Source organism: Streptomyces sp. NPDC001231, assembly GCF_042896885.1.
GTDB lineage: Bacteria > Actinomycetota > Actinomycetes > Streptomycetales > Streptomycetaceae > Streptomyces.
Genome location: NZ_JBIAXS010000062.1, coordinates 1 through 12,150, shown reverse-complemented (window position 1 = coordinate 12,150; position 12,150 = coordinate 1). Strand labels below are relative to the sequence as shown.

General features: G+C 68.3%; 15 protein-coding genes and 3 pseudogenes. 9 read left to right on the top strand and 9 right to left on the bottom strand.

Annotated elements, in window-relative coordinates; genetic code table 11:
- Positions 1-511: 511 nt before the first annotated feature.
- Positions 512-664 carry a hypothetical protein gene (locus ACFY3J_RS38460; RefSeq protein WP_384183127.1) on the bottom strand — a complete coding sequence of 51 codons (153 nt, stop codon included), beginning with the start codon at positions 662-664 and terminating at the stop codon, positions 512-514.
- 376 nt (positions 665-1,040) lie between these two features.
- Here ACFY3J_RS38460 and ACFY3J_RS38455 point away from each other — a divergent pair, with 376 nt between their 5' ends.
- The 5 genes from ACFY3J_RS38455 (at position 1,041) to ACFY3J_RS38435 (ending at position 4,007) form a co-directional block, all read left to right on the top strand.
- The gene (locus ACFY3J_RS38455) at positions 1,041-1,877 is read left to right on the top strand and encodes an alpha/beta fold hydrolase (protein WP_390842860.1); all 837 of its coding nucleotides are present in this window, start codon (positions 1,041-1,043) and stop codon (positions 1,875-1,877) included.
- A 22-nt stretch (positions 1,878-1,899) separates the two neighbouring features.
- Positions 1,900-2,433 (top strand): TetR/AcrR family transcriptional regulator, encoded by a 534-nt coding sequence (locus tag ACFY3J_RS38450; protein ID WP_384183412.1) that lies wholly within the window; start codon positions 1,900-1,902, stop codon positions 2,431-2,433.
- Between the two features lie 350 nt (positions 2,434-2,783).
- On the top strand, positions 2,784-3,035 hold the full coding sequence (locus ACFY3J_RS38445) for a TetR-like C-terminal domain-containing protein (RefSeq protein ID WP_390842859.1): 252 nt from the start codon (positions 2,784-2,786) through the stop codon (positions 3,033-3,035).
- Positions 3,036-3,087: 52 nt separating this feature from the next.
- Entirely contained in the window at positions 3,088-3,456 is a 369-nt protein-coding gene (locus ACFY3J_RS38440) for a DUF4260 domain-containing protein (protein ID WP_384183118.1), read from the top strand.
- 158 nt (positions 3,457-3,614) lie between these two features.
- Complete coding sequence (locus tag ACFY3J_RS38435; RefSeq protein WP_390842858.1) at positions 3,615-4,007, top strand: SDR family NAD(P)-dependent oxidoreductase; 393 nt, start codon at positions 3,615-3,617, stop codon at positions 4,005-4,007.
- 460 nt (positions 4,008-4,467) lie between these two features.
- On the opposite strand, the pseudogene ACFY3J_RS38430 reads toward ACFY3J_RS38435, so the two are convergent.
- From ACFY3J_RS38430 to ACFY3J_RS38420, 3 genes and pseudogenes are all read right to left on the bottom strand, one after another.
- A pseudogene (locus ACFY3J_RS38430) lies at positions 4,468-4,755 on the bottom strand (IS701 family transposase); the annotation flags it as partial.
- Positions 4,756-5,228: 473 nt separating this feature from the next.
- Positions 5,229-6,929 (bottom strand): glycoside hydrolase family 18 protein, encoded by a 1,701-nt coding sequence (locus ACFY3J_RS38425; protein WP_390842857.1) that lies wholly within the window; start codon positions 6,927-6,929, stop codon positions 5,229-5,231.
- Between the two features lie 228 nt (positions 6,930-7,157).
- On the bottom strand, positions 7,158-7,376 hold the full coding sequence (locus ACFY3J_RS38420) for a hypothetical protein (RefSeq protein ID WP_281157461.1): 219 nt from the start codon (positions 7,374-7,376) through the stop codon (positions 7,158-7,160).
- A gap of 164 nt (positions 7,377-7,540) precedes the next feature.
- On the opposite strand from ACFY3J_RS38420, the gene ACFY3J_RS38415 reads away from it, so the two are divergent.
- The 3 genes from ACFY3J_RS38415 (at position 7,541) to ACFY3J_RS38405 (ending at position 9,511) form a co-directional block, all read left to right on the top strand.
- Entirely contained in the window at positions 7,541-8,800 is a 1,260-nt protein-coding gene (locus ACFY3J_RS38415) for an ROK family transcriptional regulator (protein ID WP_384183111.1), read from the top strand.
- Positions 8,801-8,931: 131 nt separating this feature from the next.
- Positions 8,932-9,177, top strand: coding sequence for a hypothetical protein (locus tag ACFY3J_RS38410; protein WP_384183109.1), 246 nt, complete (start codon positions 8,932-8,934; stop codon positions 9,175-9,177).
- Positions 9,178-9,274: 97 nt separating this feature from the next.
- Entirely contained in the window at positions 9,275-9,511 is a 237-nt protein-coding gene (locus ACFY3J_RS38405) for a hypothetical protein (RefSeq protein ID WP_384183106.1), read from the top strand.
- Positions 9,512-9,594: 83 nt separating this feature from the next.
- On the opposite strand, the pseudogene ACFY3J_RS38400 reads toward ACFY3J_RS38405, so the two are convergent.
- The 3 genes and pseudogenes from ACFY3J_RS38400 to ACFY3J_RS38390 all read right to left on the bottom strand — a co-directional run.
- Positions 9,595-9,719 (bottom strand): annotated as a pseudogene (locus tag ACFY3J_RS38400) (MarR family transcriptional regulator); the annotation flags it as partial.
- A gap of 74 nt (positions 9,720-9,793) precedes the next feature.
- Positions 9,794-10,903, bottom strand: coding sequence for a PP2C family protein-serine/threonine phosphatase (locus ACFY3J_RS38395; RefSeq protein WP_390842856.1), 1,110 nt, complete (start codon positions 10,901-10,903; stop codon positions 9,794-9,796).
- 91 nt (positions 10,904-10,994) lie between these two features.
- A complete protein-coding gene (locus tag ACFY3J_RS38390) occupies positions 10,995-11,183 on the bottom strand; it encodes a hypothetical protein (protein WP_390842855.1) in 189 nt (62 codons plus the stop codon).
- 63 nt (positions 11,184-11,246) lie between these two features.
- Here ACFY3J_RS38390 and ACFY3J_RS38385 point away from each other — a divergent pair, with 63 nt between their 5' ends.
- Positions 11,247-11,462 carry a hypothetical protein gene (locus ACFY3J_RS38385; RefSeq protein WP_384183098.1) on the top strand — a complete coding sequence of 72 codons (216 nt, stop codon included), beginning with the start codon at positions 11,247-11,249 and terminating at the stop codon, positions 11,460-11,462.
- Here ACFY3J_RS38385 and ACFY3J_RS38380 read toward each other — a convergent pair.
- Together ACFY3J_RS38380 and ACFY3J_RS38375 are read right to left on the bottom strand one after the other, a co-directional pair.
- Positions 11,388-11,603: pseudogene (locus ACFY3J_RS38380) on the bottom strand (IS5/IS1182 family transposase); the annotation flags it as partial. The gene ACFY3J_RS38385 and the pseudogene ACFY3J_RS38380 overlap by 75 nt on opposite strands.
- A gap of 301 nt (positions 11,604-11,904) precedes the next feature.
- On the bottom strand, positions 11,905-12,150 hold a 246-nt coding region (locus ACFY3J_RS38375; RefSeq protein WP_390842854.1), incomplete at its 5' end, for a response regulator transcription factor.

The window sequence follows — 12,150 nt, the reverse complement described above, 5'->3', positions numbered from 1 at the left end:
CAGCCCCAACGAATACGAACACCGACACCACACGGCTAAGCTCACGCTGGCCGCATGACATGCCAACGCGTGTCCACCACCACGGGGGAAGGCCCACCTGATGCCGCCCAGGCGCCGACGCCTCACGGAACTGCTGATGTGCCGCGCACATCCCGGGGCGGAAAGTCTCCTGCCGAACTCGCCCACGACCACAGACGCCTGCTTGAGGACTGCACGTTGCCGGAGGTGGCCTGCTGTGCGATACACGCCGTGCACCTTGCCAACACCGAGGGGCCGGCCCTGGGAAAAGACTCTTCGACCTCGATCGAGGTCGTCCGTGATCTGCTCGGGACCACCTCGTCGGACCTTCGCATCGCCAACGCCGACGTGGCGGGGCCGCCTGGCCCGGGCCAGGCGGGGCGGGATCCAGGCCCCAGCCTGGCCTGCTGATCACATTCCTGGCTGTCCTGCTCGCGCCCGCGTATGGCGCGCTCGTTCTGTTCGCAGGAGAGACGGGGCCGCACTGCGCGTATCAAGTGATGCCGCCTGGCTCGGTGACGGCGGCCGCCATGGCGGCCAGCATGAGGCTTGAGCCAGCGTCGATCGTGGTGTGCACGCCGGTCCAGGCGAGGGTACGCAGCCGGATCAGCTGGGCGAGGCCTTGGGGCCCGCGCTGGAAGTACAACTCGGCGCCGGTGATGTCCGCGATTGCGGCATCGGGCGGGAGGGCCTGGACGCAGGCGCTGATGGTGGCGAGCAGATCCAGCGCCTGCGGGCTGCGCGGATCTTGCGGGGAGGCCGTGGTAGGGAACGTGCACGATGTGCTGTGCCGGAGGCGTGGTCGCGGTCATGGCGGTCACCCCGCGCTTCCCTGACTGCGTGGCCGAGATGGCGAAGGGCATACGTCAGCCCACCAAAGCGGTCTGAGACTTGATCAACGGGCGTTGCCACTGGTCACTGGCCTGGAGCCGGTTCCGGCAGTCGTAACAACGGTCGCGTTGACAGGTTTGGCTATTGCGATTAGCTTTTAGCTAACTGAGTTAGCCAACCTGGGAGATGTCGTGACCGAGTACCTTGCCGTCGAGGGCGGCACGATCGCTTACGAGGTGGCGGGGTCCGGCCCGCTGATCGTTCTCGCGCACGGCATGGGCGACAGCCGCGCTGCGTACCGTGCTGTGATTCCGCGGCTGGTGGCGGCGGGCCATCGGGTTGCCGCGGTCGATCTGCGCGGCTGCGGCGAGTCCAGCGTCGGCTGGCCGGACTGGAGCCGCACCGCCATCGCCGACGACCTGCTCGCCGTGATCCGCCACCTGGGCGGCCCGGCCGTGCTCGTCGGCCACTCGATCTCCGGCGGCGCCGCCACCATCGCCGCGGCGCAGGAGCCCTCGCTGATCACCGCGGTTGTCGAGTTGGCGCCGTTCACCCGCAAGCAGTCGATCCGCCTCGGCGACCTGCGGGTGAAGCGCTTCCGGCGGGGCATGCTGCGGCTGCTCGGCACGGGCGTGTTCGGCAGCGTGCCGCTCTGGCGCTCGTACCTCGACGTGGCCTACCCCGGCGTGAAGCCGGTCGGCTGGGTCGAACGGCTCGGCCGCATCGATTCCCTGCTGCGCGAGCCGGGCCGGATGAAGGCCCTGCAGGGCATGGGCCGCAGCACCCCGGCCGACGCCGGCGCGCAACTCGGCAACGTCCGCTGCCCGGTCCTGGTCGTGATGGGCACGCTCGACCCCGACTGGGCCGACCCGCACGCCGAGGGGTCGGCGATCGTCGATGCGCTGCCGTCCGGCCTCGGCCGCCTTGAGATGATCGAGGGCGCCGGGCACTACCCGCACCACCAGTTCCCCGACCAGGTGGTTTCGCTCATGCTCACCTTCCTCCGATCGACCGCCGCCCGTGCCTAGGGCCGGCCTGGACCCGGCGGCCGTGGTCGCGGCCGGTGCCGCCCTCGCCGACGAGGTGGGGCTCGCCAACCTGACGATGGGTTTGCTGGCCGAGCGGGTGGGCGTGCGTACCCCGTCCCTGTACAAGCACGTGGGCGGTCAGGAAGACCTCAACCGGCGCATCGCGGTCCTGGCATTGAACGAGGCCGCCGACGCCGTCGGCGGCGCGGTCCAGGGGTACGCGGGCCGCGACGCTTTGGCGGCCGCGGCGCGCGCCTTCCGCGTCTTCGTCCTGGAGCACCCCGGCCGGTACGCCGCGACGATCGGCATGGAACCGTCCGGCCCGGACGATCCACTGGCCGCCGCGGGCCAGCGGCTGCTCGACGCGTTCACGGCGGTCCTGCGCGGCTACGAGATCGCAGAGCCCGACGTGGACCACGCCCTGCGCATGCTGCGCAGCCTCTGCCACGGCTTCGCCACGTTGCAGTCGGCAGGAGGCTTCCAGTGGAGCGCCGACATCGACGAGAGCTTCGAGTGGCTGATCGCCTTCGCCGACCGGGGCCTGCGCGCTCTTTGAGAATGCTGTGGCCGTCGACCGCTTCGACATCATCGGCGTCTTGGTCTGCCTCGTCTGCATGGCCGTGATCATGTACTTGCTACGGGGCACTGACCCAGCGGATGCGGGAGCATTCCGCAACTTGCGCGGTGGTCAGGATGACGCGCGAGCCAGTGCCGTACGCGGTCTGCCCGCGCGGGTTGGGGTACCGGCCGGTGTGACTGCCGCGTCCGCACTCGCCCTCACACTCGCACCGCCAACTGGCGCGTCTCTTGCTGCTCTTGGAGATCTCTGGCTCAGTTGCCTGGGCAACGACTGCGGTTATCGGGTCGGATGGGCACGTCGGGTCACAGCCTCGTGGCGTCGAGTTGGTGGGGGACGGTGCCAGCGCGAAGTTCGCGCAGGTCGACGCCGCCCGGATGGTGCGACCAGCGCTTGACGGCTTCGCCGTCCTCGAGGCCGCCGACGGCTTCGGACTGTCCCGCGAGGTCACCCGTAGCTACCACTTCCTCGTCGACACCCTGATTACTGGCCTGCAAGCCGACCCCGATGACTCCACGCCCCCGGAGGACCGGCATGACCGCCGCACACTCACCTGCGAACACCCCGAAACCACCCGCTGACGCGAAGATCTCAGCCCTGACACAGCCCGATGCGACCGTCGGAACGCCAGGCGTGGTCACCGGCCGACCACTGAGCTGGCTGCGAATCGAGGGTCTGGCCGTCGCCGGAGCCGCTCTCGTCGTCTTTGCCACCACCGGGCAGCCCTGGTGGCTGATCCCGGCTCTGTTCCTTGTCCCCGACCTGTCCTGGCTCGCGTACCTCGTCGGCCCACGGGTAGGCGCCTGGACCTACAACCTCGCGCACACCGCGCCGCTGCCGCTGGCACTGCTCGTCGCAGGAGCCGGATGGCACACCAGCGCGCTCACCGTCGCCGGAGCCGTCGGCCTGTTCCACCTCGGTCTCGACCGCCTTATGAAGTACGGCCTCAAGTACGACCACAGCTTCGGCATCACGCACCTGGGCGTGCATGGTGACCACTGACCGGCCAGCGCAATGAACGAGGCCGTACGTAGCTTCCCCGGCGCTGGCCGGGCAGGCACTGTGCTCCCGAAGCTGCCCTGAAGCGACATATAGCGCTCTGGAGCCTCCGTCACCTTCCGCTGCGTCCATCGCGATAGACGGCTGCCCATCAACAACCGTTGACCCATTCATCCGGCTGGTCTGGTCTGCTCGCATCGAACCGCGGGGGAGCGATCGTGAACGTCCTGTCGGTACTGTCGTGGGCCGCCTCCGAGCAATCAGGCGCCTACTCCGTGGCCAAGGCCGCCGAGTGGAACATGACCAACGGCCTCCGCCTCGAACTCGCCGTCCAGGAGACCCTGGTGCAGGGCGTGCACCTCGGAGCCGCCGACACCGACATCACGGCCGGCTACGACGTCCCGAAGATCGACCCAGCCGACGTCGCCCGAGCCAGCCTCGACGGCGTGCAGTCCGGTGCGATCGAGGTGCTGGTCGATGCCGCGAGCCGCTATGTAAAGGCCTCACTCGCCGCAGACCCCGCACAGTTCTACGCCCAGTCGACAGGGAACTGACCTGCACCCGGTGAACCGGGGACTGCGGTGCTCGCACGGATCGCCGCTGTTCGACCACTTCGCCGTTGCCGTCCGGCAAGGGCTCCTCGGCGAGGGCGAAGCCGACCACCGTGGCCTCCATGTCCTCCGATGATGAACTCGAGCGGCAGGGCTTCGGCCAAAAGGATCGTGGCGAAGCCCCTTCGGTGTCCAGCGCTTCGCCCACGCGGCGCGCAGATCACCCAGGCCACCGGCGGGCACGCCACGTTGATGAGCGGCGAGTACGTCAGCATCGGTTCCATGAACGGCAAGGGTGTCGCCACCGGCATCCGGTCGCAGCTCTATGCGCCGTCGGATTCCTGGTGGCCTGGTTCATCAAAGAAGTGCCGCTGCGTAAAACGCTGCATCAGCACAACACAACGCCGCGGCGCCGACCCACAGCCGCACCTGACCCGTGCTCATCCTGCGGCAGACCTTGCCCGAAGTGGTCCAGGCCCAGGCCGTGCTTGAGTTCGCGGTAGTCGTGCTCGATGCGCCAGCGGATCATTGCCAGGCGGACCAGGTCGGCGATCGGGATGTCGTCGGACAGGTCGGACAGCCAGAACCGGGTCGGTTCGTCCTCGCCGTCGGGCAGAAGCCACACCTCGAGCAGGACGCCGTCCCACCGGCCGTGCCCGGCCACCGTGGCTGCCTGGGCCAGCCGACGCGAGCGCACCCCGGCCGGCCGGGCCTGCACCGCAAGGAAGCGGGAAGTCATGCAGCCGCGGGCCACGTCTACCAGGCACTGGTCCCTCTCGCGTACTGCGAGACCCTCGCTCCCCGCCTGTAGCTGCGAGGCGGTTCCCGAACGGTCTTGCACCCTTGTACCCATGAGCTAGGCGTCGCCTCGGGATCGCAGTCGACGCGGCGCACCACCGGCTCGCAGCGGGCCCGGCTGACGGACAACCTTGCACCCCCAATGTAGGTAGGTACTCGTAGTACCTACCTACGGGTTGTTCTTCCTTCCCCCCTGAGAGCAGGAGCGGAACACGGTTGAACGTCTGATCAACAAGCTGAAGGCGCCTGGCGAGGTATTGCCCCGCGGTATGGCAAGACCCCCACGCGCTACCTCGTCGGCCCCCACCTACGTGACTCGATGATCTGGCTCAAGCACCCTGCCTGGACCGCATCTTGATCACTACTCAATGCGTTCCCCCAACGGCTGGTCGGTGCCTATTACTGCTGTCGCACCTTGCCGGGCAACTACTTCAGCGTCCCGGCAAGTTGGGTAAGGGTGTCGGCCTGGCCAGCTGTCACCGCCTTGTCGGTCTGCGCGCGGATCTGGTTGATGAACGCATCGAGTTTGTTGGCGCGTGCGGTGCTGTTCGGTGCCTGGCTCGCCGCGTTGAGCTTCGCGTTGAGGCCAGCTGTCACACCACTGTTCGTGCTGAACTTGTCGACGAGACCTGCGAGGTAGGGGTACGGCGAGGTGTCGACGAACGCGTAGCCGTTGACCATCCGGCTGTTCAGCGAATCCGGGTCGATGGTGCTCACCGTCAGCTGGTACGCGCCGGGCGTGGCGTAGGTGTGCGTCCCTGAGATGGCGAACTTGCCGCCACCAGTGGGCGTCACGGTGCCGGGGCTGCGGGTGAGGTCGCCCCAGTTGATGATCGCGGTCAGTGAGTCTGCCGAGCTTCCAGCCACCGTGGCCACGGTTCCGCTGAAGGACTGGCTCGCATTCGGGTAGAAGGTCGTACCGTTCACCGTCGGAGCCGGTGCGGCCGTCACCTTCTCCGGCTGCCAGGGCAGCGAGACGGCGCGCAACTGGCTGCCGCTCGCGTCCCCGGTGAGCTGCCAGGTGAAGATGCCGTTGAGTCCCTGCTCCTTGGCGTACTTGGAGCGGATGCCGAGCGAGTGCGCGGTCTCGTAGCTGCAGAAGGTCCGCGTCGTGGGGTTCCACAGGTACGGCGACTGAACCTGAGCGTCCCAGTTAATCAGGATGGAGGTGTTGCTCGGGTTGAGTGCGTTGGCCGCTGTGGTCTGACCGCAGCCGGTCGACGTCCACGGCTGGAAAAGGCCGTTGTTGAGGGTGGTGGTGGTCACGAACCCTCGTGCCAGGGTGAACTCCACGCCCAGCGTCATCTTGTTGCGCGGCACACCGTGCTCGACGTAGTAGCGCACGGCATCGTCCGTGCTGTTGTACTGATCGCCGGTGTTGTCGTCGGAGTGCTTGTAGAGCGGCTGGTTGAACATGGATACGGGGGAGTACCCGGTACCCATGTCGTAGGTCATCACATTGATGTTGTCCAGGGTGCGGCCGAGGGTCGCCAGGTCGAAGCTGGTGTTCGTGTCGTACGGCGCGCCGGTGACGCCGTTGCCGGAGTCCTGCCAGCGTCCCGCCGGCAGCGCCGCGGTGACCAGGAAGTCCCGGCGGCTCTTGCCGTGCGCGTCCGCGTAGGCGTTCAGCTGGGTGCGGAACTCATCGACGAGCAGGTTGAAGTTCTGCCGGTCGTCAGGTGAGTAGCCGATGTTCGGCAGGCCGCCGGAGATCGGGAACTCCCAGTCGAGGTCGAACCCGTCGGTGGCTCCGTTCTTGACGAATGCGTCGATGCACGAGGCGACGAACGCCTTGCGTTTGGCATCGGTGGAGGACACGTCGGAGAAGTTGGCGGCTCCCCAGCCGCCGATCGAACGGATGACCTTCAGGTCCGGCCGAGCCTGGCGCTCCGCTAGCACCTCGTTGATGCCCGCGGTGCTCGCGGTCGTGCAACTACCATTGCGAATGGTGGAGAATGCCCAGAAGAAGTGCGTGACCAGGTCCATCTGGACGCGCTTGAAGTTCGGCGGATCGGAGAGCAGGTAGCCGCCGACCATCGGTGTCGGCAGTGGCGGTACGGTCTCGCCGGTTGTCGCGGGCTTCTTCGCGTCTGCCGTCGCAGGCGGAACGAACCCGAGTACGGCCATTGCGGCAACGCTTGCACAGACGAATATCCGTCTGATTTTCATCGATACCCTTCCTGTTGGTTGTGATGCTGCACCCGGTGAGCGTGAAATACGCCGAGTGCGTCGTGTGTGGATCAGCCGGACGTCGAGCCCGGCTGCATGAGACATGCCAGCCGCCGTCCTGGGCTGGGAGACGAACGGGGCGCCGAGCATCAGCAGTGACGGCGACCGCTACAGGCGTGGTCGCCATCACCGCCGTACCGGGTAGCGGAGCTTTTCGGTTCGCAGGAACGGTGATCGGCTGCCGACGTTGTTGGCGAAGACAGCCGCGGCGGCGGTCTGGTTCTTGCCCGAGGGGCTCGCCGGGGCCGCCTGGGCCACCGCGCCGACCGTCGCGGCTCCGGCGACCGAGGTCGCGAGGAACGCGCGGCGGGAGTGAGGCTGTGGGCCAGATCTTTCGTGTTGCAACTCGATCCCTCCTTGCCTTCCGGCCGGAGCGCGTTTGCGTACCGGCCGCTTGGTGCAGCGGAAGTGATACTTGTGCAGGCACTTGTGTAAGCCACTTACGAAAGTAGGCTGCTATAGTTTTTCCTGGCAGGGGCAACCGAGTCAAGGGGAAAGCGTCGCCGCCCATGAGAGAGGACCCGCCGCTCCTGCGACAGCTCAGCCAGGGCAGAGTCCTGACGGTGCTTCGCGAGGTGTCTCATCTGCGCCTGGCCGAAATCGCCCGCCGCACAGGACTGTCCCGGCCCACCGTGAGCGAGGTGGTCGACGAACTACGCGCAGCCGGCTGGGTGGAGTACGTCGAGGAGCATCCCGACAGTCGTAACGTCATGGGCCGGCCAGCCCGGCTGGTACGATTCCGCGCCGATGCCGGCTGCGTCCTGGGCATCGACATAGGGCCGCACCGCACCTCCGCGGTGATTGCCGACCTCAACGGTGAGCCTCTGGCGACCAGCCGCTGTGCGACCTCGGCCGCGCAGGACAGCCGCGAACTGCTCGCCGCCGTCCGGTTGGCGGTACGCGGGGCGCTGGACGAGGCCGGCCTCAAGCGTGAGGCGGTGCTGGCCGCGGCGGTCGGCAGTCCCGGCATCCTCGACCCGCGCTCGGGCAAGCTGGCGCAGGCGCCCGGCCTGCCCGGCTGGACCTCGCTGAACCTCAAGGCGGAGCTGCGCCGGACCTTCCGCTGTCCGGTCCAGGTGGAGAACGACGTGAACCTCGCCGTGCTCGGCGAGCAGTGGAAGGGGATCGCCCGGAACACCCCCACCGTGGTGTTCGCCTTGTGGGGCGAGCGGGTCGGCGGCGGCATCTGCATCGACGGGCGGCTGCACCGCGGCACGTCGGGGGCGGCCGGAGAGATCGGCTACCTCACCGTCCTCGATCCGCACGACGACCTCGGCGCGCGGCCTGACGCGGAGGGACTGGGGCCGTTCGAACGGCTCACGGGCGCGTCGGCCATCGTGGACCTCGCCGGCTCGCTCCCGTACCGGCGAAGCCCCCGGCTTGCCGCTCTGCTGCGGGAGGGCGCACTCGACGTCGTCTCAGTCTTCGATGCCGCAGCCGACGGCGATCCCGGAGCGCAGGGAGTCATCGACACGGTCGCAGCCCGTCTGGCGCGCGGTCTTGCGCCGGTCCTGCTCGTGCTCGACCCGGACCTGCTCGTCATCGGCGGCGGACTGTCCCGCGCGGGGCGCGTCGTACTCGACGCCGTGACCCGGCACCTGCGACCGCTGACCCTCGTGCCGACGCCGATCGAGTTGTCCCGTCTGGGTGACGACGCCGTCGTCATGGGCGCGGTCAGACTGGCTCTGGACGACGTGGAGAACCGGCTGCTGCCCCCGAACGAGCAGCGCGTCCGGTCGGAGAACAGCGGGGCCAAGCGCTCGACGTGAGCCGGGTCCGGCGGCGCCCGCCGGCCCCGGGAATTCGCGGACAGGCGGAACAGGGCTGTGATCCGTACAGAAGCCCGCCTGATGGGACAATGGGGAAGAGTTGTCGGCTCACAGGGACGGAGAGTGCCGCTGTGGGGATGCGAGAGGACCACGACGCCACCCAGCAGCGATTCGACGTGGCCGATGCGGCACCGCTGCTGCTGGACGCCCACGCGGCCGTGACCAGCTGGACCTCCGACGCGGCGCGCCTGCTCGGCTACCCGAGCTCCGAGGCCGTCGGCCGGCCCGCGGCGGAACTGCTGATCCCGAGGAGGCGGCGCGCGTACCCGAGCTGGCTCGGCGGTGCCGCACGAACGCCGGATGGACCGGGCTGCTGACGGCCCGACACCGCGAAGGGCATCAGGTCAGGTTGATGGTGCGGATCGTTTTGGCGCCGGAGGCCGGCGGCCAGGACACCGGTGAACCCGTCGTCAGGTGGGCGGCGCCATCGGTACGGCCCTGCTGAACACGATCGCGGCCTCGGCCACGACCTCGTACATCCAGGACCACATCGCGGGTGCCGCCACCAGGCCCCAGCAGCAGCTGGTGCAGCTGCAGGCCATGGTGAACGGCTACACCAGCGCCATCTGGTTCGCCGTCGGGATCCTGGTCGTGGCCGCCGCGATCGCCCTGACCTTCGTGAAACCGGGCGCCCGGGCGGCGGCACGGTGACCGGGTCCTCGGTGCCGCATCCGGTGAGGGCGTGAAGGACGAGGCGGCGATAACCGGTCAGCGCCCACTGAGCGGTATGTACCTCAGCGGAGCCAGGGCAGGTCCGCACCCGCTTTGTTCGGCTGGAGTCCCTCTCGCCGAGGGACTTCTGCTGTTCGGGGCTGAGCCGGTCGAACAGCGCCTGACACAGGGCGGCCACATACCCCGGCTCGGCCCCTGCGGATGGACGGCAACCCAGAACGCAGGGGGCGGGCTCGAAATCTTGGACGCTTCCGGCTGGATTCACAGGCGCACGATGACCAGGGCGGTGTCATCGGTGGCGTCACCGGGTGGAAGTAGGTCGTTGAGCACGGCGTCGGCGAGGGCTTCGGGGTCGTCTGCCTGGTGGCGGGCCAGGGAGTCGGCGAGCCGGGTGAGGCCGGTGTCTATGTCTTCGCCACGGCGTTCGATCAGGCCGTCGGTGTAGAGCACGAGAACGGCGCCCTCGCGGAAGGCCGCGACAGCCTGGATCCGGGGGGCGTGTTCAGGGCGGGCGGCCAGTGGCGGGTCGGTGGCCTGGTCCAGGAACTCGACGGTCCCGTCCCTCCACAGGAGCCCAGGTGGGGGGTGGCCGGCGCTGCTGTAGGTGATGGTGCGGGTCTCCCAGTCGATGACGGCCGTGGCCACGGTGGTGTTCTCGGCACCGTCGACGGTGCGGGCGTACAACCCGAGGGCTTCCAAGGCGCGGGCGGGGCCTTCGGCGACGAGGGAGGCGGCGCTGAGGGCGCTGCGCAGTTGTCCCATGACTCCGGCGGCGGGCAGGCCGTGGCCGACGACGTCGCCGACGGCAACGGCGATGCGATCGCCGGGCAGGTCGACCAGGTCGTACCAGTCGCCGGCCACGTTCAGTGCTTCGGCGGCGGGCCGGTAGCGCCCGGCCGCCGGATGCCGACCGACCGGGCGAGGAGCGGGCAGCATGGCTTCTTGCAAGGTCAGCGCGACTTCACGGGCGCGGATGAGTTCGGTGACGTCCTCCACCCGGTGCAGCAGCAGCGTCACCCGTCCATCAGATCCGAATACGGGGATGTTGGTCATGTTGAAGTACCGCTCGTGCCACACTCCGGGCTGGTCGGGGTCCTCCATGTCGTAGCGCTGCAGCGCCACGATGCTGCGTTCACCGGTGCCCGCCGCCTGGCGCAGTGACGCCAGAACTCTGAGCAGGAGAGGCTCGGAGGGGTCCTTTTCGGGGTGGTCCTCGGGCACGAAGCGACCGACTACCTGCTCGCGGACAACGCCCCGGAGGCGCAAGAACTCCGCGTTGGCATCCGCGTAGATCAGCTGCGGGGTCACCAGCGCCACCGCCCCGGGAAGGGCCTGGAACACCGCCGCGTAGTCGACCGCCGGCACATTCATGACTTCCCTGCCTTGCCCCGCAGCTCTGTCTCTTTTCACGATACGAGCGGGGAGTCACAGCTCGCTCATGATGTTGTAGGCCCAAGGGCGGCTACACACGAACGTTGATCGATTGGCATGCCCGGAGATCCTCGCCGGTGACCGCGGCACCTTGCACTTCTACGGCCAAGCGCCATCCTGCAGCGCCCACGAGCAGCCCGCCGATCGGCGGGCCGACGGCGGCGGCCAGCGCCTGACGCACAGCGGCCACGGCGCGATGGTCACAGTCCTCGTTGGTCATCGAAGAGGTCCTCGACGGTGGCTGGGGAGTCGCCGGCAAGGTACTGACCCCTGCCATAGCTCAATGGCGACGACTGACCCGACCTCTGCCCCCGGCACAACCGTGAGCGGCGTGCTGACAATGTCCAGCTCGGGGGGAGCGGCAGGCGTCGATCTCGTCGAGAACGAAGAACTCGTGCGTACCACCGTGCGGGACGCGGGCAAGTCGGAGCAGGTGCGCGCGGCCGTCGGTGAGCACGCCCTTGCGGGCGATGCGGCGCCGGATGCCCCACTGGGATAACCATCGCCGCAGGTGGTTGTAGTCGTAGTCCTTGTCGGCGTGGAGTTTGCCAGGCTTGCGCCGCCGGGGGCCTCGCCGGGAGCGGACCGGCGGTATCCCCTTCACGAGCGGGATCAGGGCCTGGCTGTCATGGACGTTGGCGTTGTGGCTGTCCCGGGGTCAGTGCTCGGCGAGTTCTTCCAGCTGTTGAACGACGCGTTCGATGGGTGCGGTGGCGTCGATCTCGACGGTCGCGGTGGCACGCAGCAGCGGTTCGACGGTGGTCAGGTGGTGGAGAACGGCGTCACGTTCTTCGCTTGCCGTAGGGGTTGTTGGTCCGGGCTGCGATCCGAGCCAGCAGCACGATGTGATCGAACAGGGGACGGCCACGATGAGGTTGTCCTCGCTGTGGCTGCTGAGCCCTGGTGAGACGGCTCGCAGGCTCCGAGACAGTGTCGGACGATCACGAGTTCAGATAGGTGAGCACGGCCAGAACGCGCCGGTGATCCTCATCACTTTGGGACAGTCCGAGCTTGAGGAAGATGTTGCTGATGTGCTTCTCGACCGCGCCGTCGCTCACCACCAGCTGCCGGGCGATTGCCGAGTTCGTCCGTCCCTCGGCCATCAGCCCCAGCACCTCCCGCTCCCGCGGGGTGAGCCCGGCCAGCACGTCCTGCTTGCGGCTGCGGCCGAGCAGCTGGGCGACGAC

Bases quoted from the DNA above. Each gene is read 5' to 3' on its own strand.
- ACFY3J_RS38390 (WP_390842855.1), bottom strand. From the start codon at position 11,183: ATGACCAACGAGGACTGTGACCATCGCGCCGTGGCCGCTGTGCGTCAG.
- ACFY3J_RS38415 (WP_384183111.1), top strand. From the start codon at position 7,541: ATGAGAGAGGACCCGCCGCTCCTGCGACAGCTCAGCCAGGGCAGAGTC.
- ACFY3J_RS38385 (WP_384183098.1), top strand. From the start codon at position 11,247: ATGGCGACGACTGACCCGACCTCTGCCCCCGGCACAACCGTGAGCGGC.
- ACFY3J_RS38395 (WP_390842856.1), bottom strand. From the start codon at position 10,903: ATGAATGTGCCGGCGGTCGACTACGCGGCGGTGTTCCAGGCCCTTCCC.
- ACFY3J_RS38425 (WP_390842857.1), bottom strand. From the start codon at position 6,929: ATGGCCGTACTCGGGTTCGTTCCGCCTGCGACGGCAGACGCGAAGAAG.